This window comes from Vreelandella subglaciescola, from assembly GCF_900142895.1.
Taxonomy (GTDB): domain Bacteria; phylum Pseudomonadota; class Gammaproteobacteria; order Pseudomonadales; family Halomonadaceae; genus Vreelandella; species Vreelandella subglaciescola.
In genome coordinates, this window is the sequence record NZ_LT670847.1 from 2074835 (window position 1) to 2091126 (window position 16292).

Annotated in this window: 14 protein-coding genes; 5 read left to right on the top strand and 9 right to left on the bottom strand. The window is 62.8% G+C overall.

The window, feature by feature from the left end; translation table 11 throughout:
• The first annotated feature begins 41 nt into the window (after positions 1-41).
• Positions 42-998, top strand: a complete 957-nt coding sequence (gene rfaD, locus B5495_RS09700) for an ADP-glyceromanno-heptose 6-epimerase (RefSeq protein ID WP_079553316.1) — start codon at positions 42-44, stop codon at positions 996-998.
• Positions 991-2052: a lipopolysaccharide heptosyltransferase II gene (gene waaF / locus B5495_RS09705; protein WP_079553318.1), complete on the top strand. Its 1062-nt coding sequence runs from the start codon at positions 991-993 to the stop codon at positions 2050-2052. Before rfaD ends, waaF begins: the two co-directional genes overlap by 8 nt.
• A 3-nt stretch (positions 2053-2055) precedes the next feature.
• Here waaF and B5495_RS09710 read toward each other — a convergent pair whose 3' ends face one another.
• From B5495_RS09710 to B5495_RS09720, 3 genes are all read right to left on the bottom strand, one after another.
• Positions 2056-3651 (bottom strand): sulfatase-like hydrolase/transferase, encoded by a 1596-nt coding sequence (locus B5495_RS09710; protein ID WP_079553320.1) that lies wholly within the window; start codon positions 3649-3651, stop codon positions 2056-2058.
• Between the two features lie 38 nt (positions 3652-3689).
• A complete protein-coding gene (locus B5495_RS09715; RefSeq protein WP_079553322.1) occupies positions 3690-5045 on the bottom strand; it encodes a UDP-glucose dehydrogenase family protein in 1356 nt (451 codons plus the stop codon).
• A gap of 109 nt (positions 5046-5154) precedes the next feature.
• Positions 5155-5463 carry a putative quinol monooxygenase gene (locus B5495_RS09720; protein WP_079553324.1) on the bottom strand — a complete coding sequence of 103 codons (309 nt, stop codon included), beginning with the start codon at positions 5461-5463 and terminating at the stop codon, positions 5155-5157.
• Positions 5464-5593: 130 nt separating this feature from the next.
• Between B5495_RS09720 and B5495_RS09725 the strand changes: the two genes are divergently transcribed.
• Entirely contained in the window at positions 5594-5998 is a 405-nt protein-coding gene (locus tag B5495_RS09725) for a VOC family protein (protein WP_079553325.1), read from the top strand.
• 613 nt (positions 5999-6611) lie between these two features.
• Here the strand turns inward: B5495_RS09725 and nadS are convergent.
• Entirely contained in the window at positions 6612-6794 is a 183-nt protein-coding gene (gene nadS / locus B5495_RS15040) for a NadS family protein (protein WP_269457129.1), read from the bottom strand.
• A 321-nt stretch (positions 6795-7115) separates the two neighbouring features.
• Positions 7116-8372: an O-antigen ligase family protein gene (locus B5495_RS09735; RefSeq protein ID WP_231897155.1), complete on the bottom strand. Its 1257-nt coding sequence runs from the start codon at positions 8370-8372 to the stop codon at positions 7116-7118.
• Between the two features lie 819 nt (positions 8373-9191).
• On the opposite strand from B5495_RS09735, the gene B5495_RS09740 reads away from it, so the two are divergent.
• Together B5495_RS09740 and B5495_RS09745 are read left to right on the top strand one after the other, a co-directional pair.
• On the top strand, positions 9192-9422 hold the full coding sequence (locus B5495_RS09740) for a hypothetical protein (RefSeq protein ID WP_197685616.1): 231 nt from the start codon (positions 9192-9194) through the stop codon (positions 9420-9422).
• 2 nt (positions 9423-9424) lie between these two features.
• On the top strand, positions 9425-9853 hold the full coding sequence (locus B5495_RS09745; RefSeq protein WP_079553329.1) for a hypothetical protein: 429 nt from the start codon (positions 9425-9427) through the stop codon (positions 9851-9853).
• Positions 9854-10649: 796 nt separating this feature from the next.
• On the opposite strand, the gene B5495_RS09750 is transcribed toward B5495_RS09745, so the two are convergent.
• Genes B5495_RS09750 through B5495_RS09765 form a run of 4 tightly spaced genes read right to left on the bottom strand, consistent with a single transcriptional unit; the run spans position 10650 to position 16276 of the window.
• On the bottom strand, positions 10650-13070 hold the full coding sequence (locus B5495_RS09750; RefSeq protein ID WP_154045258.1) for an MraY family glycosyltransferase: 2421 nt from the start codon (positions 13068-13070) through the stop codon (positions 10650-10652).
• Between the two features lie 11 nt (positions 13071-13081).
• Entirely contained in the window at positions 13082-14359 is a 1278-nt protein-coding gene (gene tviB, locus B5495_RS09755) for a Vi polysaccharide biosynthesis UDP-N-acetylglucosamine C-6 dehydrogenase TviB (protein WP_172824551.1), read from the bottom strand.
• 23 nt (positions 14360-14382) lie between these two features.
• Positions 14383-15144 (bottom strand): ElyC/SanA/YdcF family protein, encoded by a 762-nt coding sequence (locus B5495_RS09760; protein WP_079553332.1) that lies wholly within the window; start codon positions 15142-15144, stop codon positions 14383-14385.
• 13 nt (positions 15145-15157) lie between these two features.
• Positions 15158-16276 (bottom strand): glycosyltransferase family 4 protein, encoded by a 1119-nt coding sequence (locus B5495_RS09765; RefSeq protein ID WP_079553334.1) that lies wholly within the window; start codon positions 16274-16276, stop codon positions 15158-15160.
• Positions 16277-16292 lie beyond the last annotated feature (16 nt).

Below are 16292 nucleotides of genomic sequence, written 5' to 3' on the forward strand. Positions count from 1 at the left end.
AGGCGCACGGCTTTAATGCCGCTACATAACGAGGAGACCGCATGATTGTCGTCACAGGCGGCGCCGGGTTTATCGGTGCCAATATTGTAAAAGCGCTCAACGCGCGCGGGCGTACCGACATCATGGTGGTGGATGACCTGCGCGACGGCACCAAGTTCGTCAACCTGGCCGACTGCACGCTGGCCGACTACCGCGACAAGGACGACTTTATAAAAAGCGTTGAGGCAGCGCTGCGCGGCGAGCCGCATGATTTGCCGAGCATCGAGGCGGTGTTTCACGAAGGCGCCTGCTCGGATACCACCGAGTGGGACGGGCGCTTCATGCTGCAAAACAACTACGCCTACTCCAAGACGCTGCTGAACTACTGCGACCACCACGGCATTGCCTTTTTGTACGCGTCGTCGGCGGCCACCTACGGCGGCAGCAGCGTGTTCAAGGAGGCCCCCGAATTTGAAAAGCCGCTCAACGTTTACGGCTACTCCAAGCTTTTGTTTGACCAGCACGTGCGCCAGCGCTGGCACGATTTGACCACCCAGGTGGTGGGCTTTCGCTACTTCAACGTCTACGGCCCGCGCGAGCAGCACAAGGACAAGATGGCAAGCGTGGCCTACCACAACCACCGGCAGGTGCGTAACGGCGAAAACCTCAAGCTGTTTGGCGCCTACGACGGCTATGAAGCGGGGATGCAAAGCCGCGATTTCGTCTACGTGGGTGACGTGGTGGACGTCAACCTGTGGTTTCTGGACCACCCCGAGCGCTCGGGCATCTTCAACCTGGGCACCGGCCGGGCCGAGCCGTTCAAGGCCATTGGCGAGGCGGTCACGGACTTTTACGGGCGCGGCCAGATCGACTACATCGACTTCCCCGACGAGCTCAAAGGCCGTTACCAGAGTTACACCCGGGCGGATATCGAACACCTGCGCGAGACGGGCTGCGACGTGGAGTTCAAGACCGTGGCCGAAGGCGTCAAGGCATACCTGGAGTGGCTGAATGGCTGATACGGCAAAGCGCCTGCTGGTGGTTGGCCCCTCCTGGGTGGGCGACATGGTGATGGCACAAAGCCTGTTCATCACGCTGAAAAAGCGTTATCCCGGCGCCACCATTGGGGTGGTGGCGCCGGCGTGGTCAGAGCCCATCCTGGCGCGCATGCCCGAAGTCGACGAAGTGCTGACGCTGGCCGTGGGCCACGGCGAGTTTGGCTGGGGGGAACGGCTCGCGCTGGCGCGGCGCATTAAGGGGCGTTTTGACCGCGCGATTGTGCTGCCGCGCTCGTGGAAGTCCGCACTGGTACCGTTTTTGGCGCGTATCCCTGAACGGGTAGGATTTCTGGGCGAGCAGCGCTACGGTCTTTTAACCGAGCGCCGGACGTTGGATAAAAGCGTGCTCGACCAAACGGTCAAGCGTTTTGTCTCGTTGGGATTGCCCGCGGATGAAGCGGCTAGCGGCGCTTTTGAGCTTCCTACGCCGCGCCTTGAGGTCGGCGGGGATGCTCAGGTCAGTCGTCTTTGCCAACGCTTGGGGCTGTCTGCGCGCCCGGCCATCGGCATGATGCCCGGTGCGGAGTTTGGGCCGGCCAAGCAGTGGCCGCTGAGCTACTTTCACGAGCTGGCCGCGCGGCTGATCGAAGACGGCTTTGAGGTGCGCATCTTCGGCGGGCCCAAGGATCACCCGGCGGGCGAAGAGATTGTTGCAACGCTTACGCACGCGCATAACCTGTGCGGGGCAACCTCGCTTGCCGACGCGGTAGACCTGCTGGCCGACTGCGGCCAGGTGGTGACCAACGACTCCGGCCTGATGCACGTGGCGGCCGCCGTGGGCACCCGGGTGCAGGCGATTTACGGCTCCTCAACGCCGGCCTACACGCCGCCGCTAACCGATAACGCGCACATTCACTATCTGGCGCTTTGGTGCTCGCCGTGCTTCCAGCGCGTCTGCCCGCTGGGGCATACCAACTGCCTGAAGCACTTAAGCGCCGAGCGGGTTTACCGAGCGGTGATCGAGGACGCCGCCAACGAGGCGGTGATAACACCGATAGGCGGTACTGCCGAGTAACGGCTAGTCGCGCAGTGGGGCTTGATTCTCGCGGCGCTGGGGTGCCAGGCCTTCCCACAGCCGGTGCTGCAGCGCGTTGTCTTCAAGCAGCCGGGCGTTGATTTTTTCTTTGCCGTAGCGCTCGAGCAGCGTACTCGTGGAGTTTTCCAGCAGCGACACGCCCAGCCCCGCTTTATGCTGGCGGGGCGGGTAGCCCATGGCGTCAAGAATCGTGGGAAACAGATCAACGATGGACGCGCGACGCGAAATGCGCCGAGGTTCAAGGCCGTTGCCCAGCAGCATCAGGGTGTTTTCCCGGGGCAGGCTGGTAAGCTCATCCCATACCGACACGCGCATGGCAAGATGGTCGCTTGCCACAACGACCAGGGTGTTATCCAACAGCCCGTCGTCCTCCAGCCGTTCGACCAGGTTGCGGGCCAGCCAGGCCGAACATTTCACCGAGTAGAGGATGTCTTTGCCGTCCCATTCGCCCTGGCGCTCGCGGCAGCTCTGGGCAGGAAAACCGGTCGGGGCGTGACCGGCAAGGCTGATGTTGACCACGCCCCAGGGGCCGTCACCTGCGGCCTCCAGGCGCTTGATTTCGTCGGCGGTAAAATCGTAAAGAGCGTCGTCGTAAAGGCCCCAATCGTTAACGTAGTCGGGGTTATCAAGGCGCGGTTTTAGCTTATTCAGACCCAGCACGTTGTCAAAGCCGTGGCCCTCGTAGAAGCGCCCCTTGCCGGCAAACGCCGTGCTGGCGCCGCCCAGGTAGCTTAGCCGGTAACCCTGCTCGGCGAGCAGGTCGCCCAAGCAGTCAACGCCCGGCACTACCTCGGCAAGCGGCTCAAATTGGCGGTCGTGGACCAGCCCGGCCGGCATTAACGGCGTGCCGCACTGGCTGCCGATCATGCCGGCCATGGTCCAGCCGGTGTTGTTGATCTGCTCGACGCCTTCAAACACCACGCCTTTTTTGCCCAGCGCGCGCAAATCGTCGTAGGCATCGCCGAACGTCGGCTCGCCGTAGGTACGCTCCAGACTTTCCAAATACAACACCAGCAGATTCGGCGGATTTTTCTGAGGCTGAATGACGGGCTTTTGGTAGTGGCGGTCAAGCCAGCCGCCGTCATCGGTAACCACGGCGGCGCTGCGCTGGCCAATGCCAAAAATCAACGGGTTGCTGATCAGCAGGGCAACGGCAATTAGCGGCTCAATACGGCGCAGACGGTAGTCGCGGCGCACCAGCCAGGTAAAGGCGTACAATAGCCCCAGCATGGAAAGCGTATAAAGCCCCGCCGCGACGATGCGCTCGCTACCGCCGTGATCTTTAATGCCCGCCTGCAGATGGAAAAACACCGCGCCCAGGTCGACGTTGCCGAAGCTGTCGGCAAGATACACGTAAAGCCCCCAAAGGCAGAGCGGCACCAGCGACCACGGCCACGCCTTGCGGTAGCCGCCAAGTGCCATGCCGCTATGCCTGCGCGCGCCTAGCACCCCGGCTAAGGCGGCAACGCAAAAAAGCGACCACCAGGGCAGGCGCGTCAGGGTTATTAGCGTGTAGCCAAGGCCCAGCCCCAACACCGTTGCGGGTAGCCAGGTGGCCGGCTGTAAGCGGGCAAACATGGATGCAGGTTTCCTGAGGAGTAAGGCGCGGCCGACCGCTAAGCGGTTGCCACGTTAGCCAGATTATTGCGCCCCACGCCGATATAGCGCAAGCCGGCCTGAGCGGCGCTTTCCAAATCATACAGGTTGCGCCCGTCGACGATCAGCTTATCGCTAAGCTCGCCGGCCAGCCACGCCAGATCAACGCTGCGAAAGGCCTTCCACTCGGTACAGATGACCAGCGCGTCGGCGCCTTTCACCGCCTGAACGCGGTCAAAGGTTAGCACCAGGTCGTCGCGCTCGCCGTAGATACGCCGGCATTCGCCCATGGCTTCAGGGTCAAAGGCCTGTACGCGCGCGCCGGCCTGCCACAGGGCTTCCATCAGCTCGCGGCTGGGCGCTTCGCGCATGTCGTCGGTGTCGGGCTTGAACGAAAGCCCCCATACGGCAATGGTTTTGCCGCGAACATCACCCAGTGCGGCGCTAAGTTTGGCAAACAGCGTACGCTTCTGGGCGTAGTTGACCTGTTCTACCGCGCTTAACAGCGCCGCCTGGTAGCCGTGTTCGCGGGCGGTGCGCTCCAGCGCCTGAACATCCTTGGGAAAGCACGACCCGCCGTAGCCGCAGCCGGGGTAGATAAAGTGATAGCCGATGCGCGGGTCGCTGCCGATGCCGCGGCGGACTTCTTCAACATCCACGTCAAGCCGTTCGGCCAGGCCGGCGATTTCATTCATAAAGCTGATCTTGGTAGCCAGCATGGCGTTGGCGGCGTACTTGGTCAGCTCGGCGGCGCGCACGCTCATGAATATCATCTTGTCGTGGTTACGGTTATACGGCGCGTAGCAGGCGCGCATGCGTTCTTCCACGTGGTCGCTGTCGGTACCCACGATAACCCGCGCGCCGCGGGTGAAATCCTCAATCGCCGCACCTTCTTTCAAAAACTCGGGGTTGGAGCAGACGTCAAAGGCAAGGGTCCGGGAGGCAGTGTCGCTGCGCTCGGCGAGTACGCCCGCTATGGTGGCCTTGACCTTATCGGCGGTGCCCACCGGCACGGTCGATTTATCCACGATGAGCTTGTAGTCGTTCATGTGCTCGCCGATGCTTTTGGCCACCGTCAAGACGTGGCGCAAATCGGCGCTGCCGTCTTCGTCCGGCGGCGTGCCCACGGCGATAAACAGCACTTCGCTTTGGGTTACCGCGAAGGCGGTATCGGTGGTGAAGCGCAGCCGGCCGGCGGCCACGTTCTGGCTCACCAGCTCGCTCAGCCCCGGCTCGTAAATGGGAATCTCACCCGCCTTGAGGCGCTCAATCCGCGCGGCATCAACGTCTATGCAAATAACCTGATGGCCCACGTCGGCCAGGCAGGCGCCGGCGACCAGCCCGACGTAGCCGCTACCAAAAACGCTAATGTCCATGTCACAACCTTGTATCATTAAGCAAAGGGCAAAAGCTTACCACGAGCCGCAAAAACGGCACGAACAAAGCGTGCCGGAGTGCCGGTGGTTAGCGGAAAAAGTGGGAAGCCTAGCGCTTGGAAGCGTGGTTGGCCGCCAGCACGTCGGCCTTGATAACGTTTTGCTCGGCGATCAGCTCGGTGACCACGGCGCGGCTTGCCTTGTAGTGCTCGGTGGTCTTGTGCTCGGCAAGCGCCTCCTTGCTGGCGTAGATTTCGTAAAGGTGGAACAGGTCTGGGTTGTCCTGGTCCTCCAGCACGTCGAACACGTAGCAGCCCGGCTCTTCGCGCACCGAGGCTTCAGCGTTGGGCAGCATAGCGCGCAAAAAGGCCTCGCGCTTGCCGGGCTTGAGCTGGGTTTGGACAATAATGCAGTACATGACGGATCCTTGGGTTGACGGTTATACTCGTGGGCAATAGCTTTGTGGAAATATTTTCCACCCGCTCTGACAGCGTCAATTTTCCATCACAACCCGTGTTTGTTTCAACTCACTGTATCAGGAGTTTTTTATGCAACGCCCACCCGCCTTTAACGGCATGCGCCATATCGCCCTGCAGGTTCAGGATCTGGAAGCCAGCGAGCGCTTCTACACCGAGATTCTAGGCATGTCGCTTTTGCGCCGCGCCCACGAGAACCTCGTCTACCTGACGCTGGGCAACGACAACTTCTCGCTGGCCCGCGCCAAAGAAGATACCGGCGGCGACCCGCAGCGTCTGGACCACTTCGGCTTTATTGTCGATAACAAGGAAGACGTCGACGTCTGGTACGACTACCTCGTCGCCCAGGGCATCAAGGTATCCCGTGAGCCCCACGACCACGGCGACGGCGGCCGCAGCTTCTACTGCCTCGACCCCGACGGCAACAGCGTCCAGCCGCTGTACCACCCCAGCGTCTCCGGCCAAACGTTCAGCTAAGACCAAGCACGACACAGGCCACTACGCTCCACGCAGCGCCCACCCGGGCGCTGCGTTTTTTATCGCGAGCGAAGCACCACCGGCAGGCCAAGGCCTGCATCGCCCGGTGAACCGGCCTCCTACGAAAACCTGTGTTGTGCACTCCTTGCCCTTGTAGGAGGGCGGCTTGGCCGCGCGACCGGTTTGGCCACGGAGCCTGAATCGTGTCATAGCGAGCACCCAAAGGGCGGGTGTAAACGAAGCGCGGCCATCTCAGGGTTTGCCTACAGTGCCACCGCGGGTTAGGAGATCGCCACGTCGTTACATTCCTCGCGATGACACCGTGGCGGGCGAGGTGCACAAAACCGGCAGGCCAAGGCCTGCATCGCCCGGTGAACCGGCCTCCTACGAAAACCTGTGTTGTGCACTCCGCCCTTGTAGGAGGGCGGCTTCACCCACAAAACGGGTGCAAGTGCCGCGCGACCGGTTTGGCCACGGAGCCTGAATCGTGTCATAGCGAGCACCCAAAGGGCGGGTGTAAACGAAGCGCAGCTATCTCAGTTTTTCCCTACAGCGCCACCGCAGGCATGAGATCGTCATGCCTTTCGCCCGTTCCTGGAGTCGTGTTAAACGCTTAATGGGAGGCCAGTTCCTTAAAAAGCGCCGGATTATCTCGCAGGGTAGCGAGCACCTTCGCCGCCAGTCCGGTGGGGTTGCGACGCCTGGTTTCCCAGCTTTTGATAGTATCACCGCTGGTTCCCATGGCATGCGCAAATTCGGCTTGTGAGACATGCAGCGTTGCCCGGATTGCCTTCACATCCGCAACCTCGTGGCGAGTGATGCGGGCCGCCGGGCATTGCCTTGTCTGATCTCGACGGCTTCTTGCAGCGATGTCTGGAGTTCGTCAAAAAGGCTCATCGGGAAACCTCCCCCTTTAACCGGTGGGTTAACGTTTTCAGCAAAATCCGCGTGAACCCTCGCCCACCGCGAGCTAGGAGATCGCCACGTCACTACGTTCCTCGCGATGACAGGTAGCAGGAAGCGTGCACCACACCCACTACGTCATAGCGAGCACCCAAAGGGCGGGTGTAAACGAAGCGCGGCCATCTCGGTTTTGCCGGTGTGGGTGCCAATGCAGCTAGTAGACACTCTGCTCCTCGGCTTGCCGCAGCGCTGCCCAACACACCACGCACAGGCCAAGGTAGCCGCTTAGGCCACGCACGTCGCGCAGCATCGACTGGGTCAGGCCGAAGTCGATGAAGGCGATGGGTACCATCATACCGGCCGTCGCCAGCACGCTTACCGTCGGGTCGGCGCCTGAGCCCGCCTGCCGCCGCCAGAACAGCCACAGCGGCACGCCGTAGAGCAGTAGCAGCACGGTCAAGCCCACCAGTCCGCGTCGCGCCGCCGTGTCGATCATGTCACTGTGCAGCTGGTCGTAGCGGCTGATGCCCGGGTGGAGAATCCCCTGCTCGACCAGCGCATCGCGCGCCGCCTCTAGGCGGCCTTCTCCCCAGCCGGTCAGCGGCCGCTCGATAAACAAAATGCCACCGGCTCGCCACATCTCGAGCCTCAGGCCCACCGAGGTCCCGCGCGACTCACCCTGCGAATACTGCTGAAGGCTGTTGGCCGCCTGATTAACCCGCTCCATCACCCCGCTCTGCGGCAACAGAATCATGGCCAGCAGTAGCGCCATGACCCCAGCGGCAATGCCGCGCCGCATGCCAGTGGGTACCAGGCGGCGCGCCGCCCGATACACCAGCAGCAACAACAGCGGCGCTGCGATCCAGCCGCCCCGTGTTCCCGAAAGCAACGACCCCAGCAGACCGGCCAAGGCCCCCAGCGATGCGCAGGCCAATAGGCCGCGATGGCGCGATCTGCTCTGGCTCTGGCTCCACAGCGCCGCCAATAGCGAGAGCGCCCCCAACAGTAGTGCAAGATCACCGAAGGGAATGGCATTCATGCCGTTGCTGGCACGCGCTTGCCCCAGCACCAGCCGCTCGTAAAGCGCAATGCTGCCTGCACCAAGCGCACCGCAGCTTACCGCCCACCACAGCACCCGCGGGCTTGGCGAGTGAAGGCGTAACCCGACCAACAGCGCCGCCGCCAGCAAGGGCCACAGCGGTAGCAGTACGCCCTGGTTGCCTTCGCCCACCGGCCAGTGCCCCGTGCGCCACACATCCAGCAGCCACAGCCCGCCATAGGCCAGCAGCACAAGGCACAGCAGCCCATCGTCGCGGTCGAGCCGCCGCCAGTCTGCCCTACACAATGTCAGGGCCAGGCCCACCAGCAGCGTTGCCGCCGCCAGCAACGGCACCACGGCATAGCTTAAAGGCACCACAATCAGCAGCGCCACAAAGGCGAACACCCAGACGCTGTTTAAACGCGTCAACATGCTTCTGGACCGCATGGCACTACCTCAACAGCGTTGCTAATAAGGAACGTCCTCCTGGAACGTTTTTCACTTTTTGAAGGGTTTGGGATCATATATCGACCATTGATGGCACCCCTTCGTTCAGGGGGGCCATACGCACTATGTCATGGCGAACACCCACTACGTCATGGCGAGCACCCAAAGGGCGGGTGTAAACGAAGCACCGTGTAGCTGGTGTAAACGCGGCCATCTCGGTTTTCTTTACGGCGCCACCGCAAGTACGAGATCGCCACGTCGTTTACACCCGTTTTCTGGGTGTTCCACTCGCAATGACACCGTGGCGGGCGAGGTGCACAAAACCGGCAGGCCAAGGCCTGCATCGCCCGGTGAACCGGCCTCCTACGAAAACCTGTGTTGTGCACTCCGTCCTTGTAGGAGGGCGGCTTGGCCGCGCGACCGGTTTGGCCACGGAGCCTGAATCGTGTGATCACGAGCACCCAAAGGACGGGTGTAAACCTGCGAAGTGATCTCGGGTTTCTCTACGACGCCACCGCAAGTACGAGATCGCCACGTCGTTTACACCCGTTTTCTGGGTGTTCCACTCGCAATGACACCGTGGCGGGCGAGGTGCACAAAACCGGCAGGCCAAGGCCTGCATCGCCCGGTGAACCGGCCTCCTACAACACCCGGCCGGTGCCATCGCCCCCCTAGATGACGCCACGTCTGTACCTGCCTTACCTTTGACGTTAACCGCTTACCAGAGCCAATGGCTCGTTCACCACCAAGCCCGCCTCACGGCCGCCCTGACCGGCACCGTGGGGCAGGGCACCGGCCGGGTCGGTGCTTCTTTTTTTTGGTTTTGATTCCGAACGTAGCAGGGCTATTTCGAAGCTTGGGCGGTTTGGTGATCGTGATCAGAGCGATATTCAAGCGTTGCTGCGGTTGCCTGGCGTCGAGGTCGAGGAGTTTGAGCGCCTGGCACGGGAAGCGATTGACTACTACGTTGGCAACCACCTGCCTATTTGGGGCAACGTGAAAGTGGTGCTGGACTATTACCACAACGGAGGTTAGATATGGCAGCTGTTTCTTCCAATAGTTGGCTGTACCGTGCAGGAAAGCAGCCTTTTGATCGGTCAGTGAGTGATGTGAAGCAGTTGGCGGAAGCCGTATGGTACCGTGGCTATTGCCCCACATCGGAAGACTTGGAAGACCTGTGGCGCACGGTAGATCGCCAGCAGTTTCAACGCATGCTTTGCGTTTTGGAGCTTCTGAGCCAGTATCCCGTGTGTCAGCGCAAGACGGCACGCCATCTACAAATGCTAACCGGACAGTTTCACGAAAGACTATTTGGGCATGTTGAAAAGCCCACACAGGGGCGCTACTCACCGAGCAAGCGGTGGGGCTTGAGTGAAAAAACAGGCGCATTGCGCAAGGCGTTGTTACCGCTTCAGACCCGGACATACGCTGATGCGACAGGGCGTGATCATGGGTTGAGTGCTTAGTTATTTTCTTTCTGGTCGGGTGGTGGCTCCGTTGAATCTTGCGTGAATCAGTAAAGCGCTTTACTGATTCACGTAATGGGGTTGCTACGTAACAAAAAAAGAAACGCATCGCTTGACGTGAGCCCTGCCCCACGGTGCCGCCCAAGCGGTAGTCGAGCAGGCCGACGGCCGGGTAGAGCAGCGCGACGGTGCGCCGCTTTGTTATGCCACACCCGAACAGACGCTCAACCCGCACTTTGTGGTAGGGGGGCGTTAACGCGGCCATCTCGGTTTTCTTTACGGCGCCTCCTACGTCATAGCGAGCGCCCCTTGTGTCATAGCGAACGCAGTGAAGCTATCTCGGGGTTGTCTGTACGGTGCCACCGCAGGCCAGGAGATCGCCACGTCGTTTACACCCGTTTTCTGGGTGTTCCACTCGCAATGACACCGTGGCGGGCGAGGTGCACAAAACCGGCAGGCCAAGGCCTGCATCGCCCGGTGAACCGGCCTCCTACGAAAACCTGTGTTGTGCACTCCGTCCTTGTAGGAGGGCGGCTTCACCCACAAAACGGGTGCAAGTGCCGCGCGACCGGTTTGGCCACGGAGCCTGAATCGTGTGATCACGAGCACCCAAAGGGCGGGTGTAAACGAAGCGCGGCCATCTCGGGGTTTGCTGATGCGGCCACGAGATCGCTGCGTCGTTTACGCGATGATAGTAGCGAGAAGCGTGGGCACGGGACGAAAACCCTGACCCAGAAACAGCGTAACCCGGCATTTTGCCGGGTTACTTTGTTATTGCCGTTGATATGGCATGCCATCACTGGCGCTGGCGTGTCCAGTCGCGCTGAAAGGTGGCGATCTGGATGGCAGCGATGAGCAGCACAATGAACCCCACGGCGCCGGGGTAGTAAAGCGGCATGGCGAGCAGGCAGAACACCAGCACCGTAACGCCGCAGCTGAGGATGCCGAGCCCCCATATGGCGTGCCAATGGCGGTGCAGGCTTGCCCAGACCAGCGCCTTCAGGGGGACCACTACCACCGCAGCGAAACCGAGCAGCCCAATAAGCCCAAGCCCGGTCGCCACGCTGGCCAGCAGCGAGGCGTAATCGCGATACCCGGTCAGTGCGCCGGCCTCGGCGGGCGGCACAAGCTGGCCGCTACCCAGCAGCCAATGTGCCTGGAAGGCCTCCCACGCCTGGTCCCACAGCGTTACCCGCTCGACGATGCCGGGATGCAGCGCCTGGGCCTGGTCGAATTGGCCGTTCAACACCAGCCCAATGGCCTGCAAGGGCTCCACCAGGCGCTGCACCAGCGGCGATGCATTGGGCAGCAGCCAATCGTGGCTGACCACCCCCAGCAGCAACACCGCCAGCAGCGCCCCCACGCCAAGCCGGCCCAGGCGATACCCCTGGGGGCGCCCCAGCACCGTGGACGCCACCACATAGACCGCACCACCCGCCGCTGCGGCCAGCCAGGCCGTGGTATAGCCCGTCCCCATCAGCACGATCATGATGGGCATCGTGAGCATTGCCGCCAGCACTACCTGCGCGGCCGGCCGCCACCCGGCACCCAGCCGCTGCAGGCCCGCCAACAGCACCGCCAGCATCACCACCAGGCCAACGCTGGACATAAAACCGATGTGTGCCGCTTCTCCCCACGCGCCGGGAATACTGAAGCGACCGCGTTCCAACAGACTCCAGTCGGCATCCAGCATGAAGGTGAAGCCGCCGCCCAGCATTGCCGTCAGCACCAGCCAGTTCCAGTGCAGCCGGCACTGTGCCAGCCACCAGGCTAGCGGCAGGCTGGCGAGTCCGCTAATGGCCAGCAGCCCCCACCACAGCGGCGCGTTGTCCAGCGGCTCGAAGTTTCCGCTTGTCACGCCGCGCAGCAGCAGGTAAAGACTCAGCCCCAGGCTCAGCCAGAACAGCTTGAGCCGCAGCACATCGCGCCAAAACAGCGGATAGGCCAGCACGGCGGCGGCCACCACCAACGCACCGCCCGCCAGGGCAAGCCGCGTATTCAGCCCGACACTAAAGGCCATCAGGTAGAGCCCGATCAGCGCCGCCTGGCGGCGGCCACCGCCTACCAGCGGGCGGCTTCGCAGGCGTACGATCTGCGACGAGGCACGCACTGCGCCACCGTCCAGCGTTGCCTTGTGCAGCCGACGCAGCGCCTTGCTGGTGTGCCAGGCGCGCGTCACAAACAGCCCGTGCATCAGGAACACCACCAGCAGGCTCGCCAGCAGCAGTACGTCTGGCACCCCGACTAGCGAGAGCACCACCCCGATGCCGCCCAGCGCCGCCACCAGCAGCATCAGAATCATGCTGGTCTGCCCGGCGGTGAAGCCGGCGCGCAGGAAGATATGGTGCAGGTGGTTGCGGTCGGCCGAGAACGGGCTGCGCCCCTTAAGGATGCGGCGCACCATCAGGCTCAGGGTATCCATCACCGGCAGCGCCACCACCCACAGGTAGGCGACGGGGCTGAGCACCGCCCGCGGGCTCTGCGACAATTCCACCACGAACCAGGCGATGGCAAAGCCCAGCGCCATGCTGCCGGAGTCGCCCATGAACACGCTCGCCTTGCGCCGCCACGGATGGCGCAGATTGAACAGCAAAAAGCCCACCAATGCCGCAGCCAGGGTCACGATCACCGCCAGTAGCATCAGCTGGCTCTGCAGCGCCGCGACGAAGGCCAGCCAGCCCAGCACGCTCAGCGCGCTACCGCCGGCCAGGCCGTCCACCCCATCCATCATGTTGATGGCATTGATCAGCCCCGCCACGGCGACGATCGTCACCGGTACTGCCAGCCAGCCCAGGTGCACGGCGCCGAGCAGCGGAAAGCTTCCCAGGTATTCCAGCGTGCGCTGGCCCCACAGCACCATCAGCGCCGCCACCGCCAGCTGCACGCCGAGCTTCAGCGTGCTGCGCATGTCGCGGGCGTCGTCGAGCACTCCGCAGACCACCAGCGCCAGCACCCCCACGTACAGCGGCAGCAGCTCGCCCACCCCCGCCGGCTGCAGCGGCTGCACCAGCAGAAAGCCGATAAACACCCCCAGGCCACCGGTCAGAGGAACGGTGCCCTGGTGCTGCTTGCGTCCGCCGGGCGCATCGGCCAGCCCCCAGCCGATGGCGGGCTGGCGCAACAGCAGAATGGAGACTGCCGAAAGGCAGAGGGCAAGCAAGGGCAAGAAAGGCGTCACAGTCATTGCGTCAATTTCCAGAAATAGAGGTTGTCTCACCCTTTTTCCTCTCACAGCCTGAGGTCTACCGCCTCCTTGGGCAGCAGGTATTTCAGATCAAAGAGGACATGCTCGGGCTTGCCCCAGGCGCGGATGCCTTCAACGCCCAGCTCGCTGAACTCGCGGTGCGCTACGGCAAGGATGGTGGCATCGTAGGTACCCGCTTCGGGCTGCGCTACCGGACGAACGCCATATTCGGCCTCGGCTTCCCGCGGGTTGACCTGAGGGTCGAATACATCCACCGCCACGTTGTAGTCGGCAAGCTCACTGATGATATCCACCACCCGGGTATTACGCAGGTCCGGGCAGTTTTCCTTAAAGGTCAGCCCCATCACCAGCACCCGGGCCCCCTCGACGTGGATACGCCGCTTGATCATCTGCTTGACCAGCTGACTGACCACATAAGCGCCCATGCCGTCGTTGATACGCCGGCCGGAGAGGATCATCTCGGGGTGGTAGCCCACCTGCTGGGCCTTGTGAGTCAGGTAGTAGGGGTCCACGCCGATGCAGTGACCGCCCACCAGCCCCGGGCGAAACGGCAGGAAGTTCCATTTGGTGCCTGCCGCTTCCAGCACCTCCTCGGTGTCGATCCCCAGGCGGTTGAAGATCACCGCCAGCTCGTTGATCAGCGCAATGTTCACGTCGCGCTGGGTGTTCTCTATCACCTTGGCCGCCTCGGCCACCGCGATGGAGCTGGCTATATGAGTGCCAGCGGTGATCACCCGGCGGTAGAGAGAGTCGACGAACTCGGCCACCTCAGGCGTTGAGCCCGAAGTGACTTTTTTGATGTTGGTGACTCGATGCTGCTTGTCGCCCGGGTTGATGCGCTCCGGGCTGTAGCCGGCAAAAAAATCCTGATTGTAGACCAGCTGCGATACCCGCTCGATCACGGGGATGCAGTCCTCTTCGGTAGCACCGGGATAGACGGTGGATTCATAGATCACTACATCGCCTTTGCTCACCACCTGGCCTAACGTTTCGCTGGCGCGGATCAATGGAGTTAAATCCGGGCGGCGGCTGGCGTCGATGGGCGTGGGCACGGTCACGATATACACGTTGCAGTCGTGCAACGCCTCGACGTCGCTGGTAAAGCTCAGCTGCTGGGCCTCGGCCAGCAGCTCAGGCTCCACTTCCAGGGTATTATCCACGCCGTCGCGCAGTTCACCGATGCGCTTGTCGTTGATATCAAAACCCAGCGTGGGCAACACCTTGCCAAATTCCACCGCCAGCGGCAGGCCCACATAGCCCAGGCCGATTACCCCCAGGCGCACGTCATCCATCTTCATCATTGTTTCGTCCCGTTTATTGCGCATTATTCAAAATTCAAAGCCAGCTTACCCATCGCCTCATACACCGCCCGCTCGGTCTTGCGCAGGTGGCGGGCAGAAGGCACCCAGTCGGACAAGACACCCGGCGAGTCAGCGGCGACAAGATAGTGGGTGGGCGCCGCCACCGGGGCAAGGCCCACCGCCCGAAAATGCGCCATGGCCCGCGGCATATGCGAGGCCGACGTGACCAGCACCAGCGCTGCGTCCTCGCCCAGCGCCTCGCGCACTGCACTGGCCTCCAGGCCGGTATCCGTCGGGGTATCCAGCACCACCAGCCGCTCACCCGGCACTCCCAAGGCAACCGCGGCCTGAGCATAGCCCTGGGCCACGGGGGGCCTCTCCGCCTGGCGGCTGGCCCCCGTCACCACCAGCGGCAGTTCGGGCCGCTGGCGCCACAGCCGCACGCCCTCCATCAGGCGGATAGCGGAGCTATCACTCAGTTTTCCGGTGATCGACCTTGGCGCATCCGGCTGCCAGCCCCCACCCAGCACAACCACCGCCTCAATATCCGCCTCTTTGGTGAGCTGGGGCATTGCGGCATACTCGGCCTCCAGCGGCGCCAGCAGGCGGTCCGCCACTGGCGCAGTGCTGGCCAGCAACAGCAGCACCAGTGCCAGCACGGCAGTGCCAAGGCCGCTGCGCCGCCGCCCCGCCCCAATCAGCAGCAGGCCCACACACAGCAGGCCCAGCAGGAGGGGCAGCGGCATCAGCAGCTGGGCCGCCAGCGTCTTCAATAGGTCATACATATAAGGCACCCGATCAGCGGGTTTTGAGACAGCCCAGCGCGGCGTCTATCACAATCCGCTCGTCAAACTCGGCCTCGATGCGCACCCGCGCCGCGGTGCCCGCCGCCTGTAGCTGCTCGGCCGGCATAGTGATGCAGTCGTCCATGCGCGCCGCCAGCGAATCAACGCTTTTTACCTCGCAGAGCCAGCCGGTCTTGCCGGCCGCCACCGCATGACGGCACCCGGGCACGTCGGAAACGATGGCCGGCCGGCCCATAGCGGCGGCCTCCAGCACGGTGCGCGGCATGCCCTCGCGATAGGAGGGCAGCACCAGCACGTGCGCCTGCTCGATCAACGGCCGCACGTCGCCCTGCTCGCCCAGGTAGTCGATCACTCCAGCCTGCTGCCACTGCGTCACCTCGCGTTCGGTAATGGCGGTGCGGTTGCTGGCCCCGTGCGGGCCAATCAGCAGGAAATGGGTATTAGGGTGCACGGCGCGCACCTGCTCGGCGGCCTGCACGTATTCGCGCACGCCCTTATCGCCCAGCAACCGCGCGATCATCACGAAGGTGAACGGCGCTGGCGGCGGCAGCGTAGAGTAGGTAAAACGCTCAGTATTCATGCCCGAGCCCGGCAGCACCGTGGTCGGGGTGTCGCGCAGCAGGCCGTGGTGCTGGAACAGATCGTGGTCCTCCTGGTTCTGGAAGAACACCCGCTGCGCCCCGCGGTTAGCCAAGCCATATAGCCCGCGCACCCGGCGAAACAGCCAGCTGTCGTGCAGGAAGGCAGTGCCCAGCCCCGACACGTTGTTGGCATAAGGAATGCTCAGCACCCGGCAGGCCAGGCCCGAATAGATATTAGCCTTCACCGTGAAGTTGAACACAAACCCCGGCTTCAGTCGGCGCAGCGTGGCGGCCAGCGCCAGCAGGCTTTTACCCTCGCCCAGCAGCCGGGTACTCTTGCCCTCCATGGGCAGCGGCATATGCTCGATGCCCAGCTCCTCTACCAGCCGCGCGGAGTAGTCATCCTGCGGCGCCAGCGCCACCACCCGGTAGCCGGCCTCGCGCAGCGCTGCGATGGTGCCGCGGCGGAAGTTGTAGAGGTACCAGGAGGTGTTGGAGACCAGTACGACGGGGATGTTTTTTTCTTGCATAAGCGACTCCGAGAAC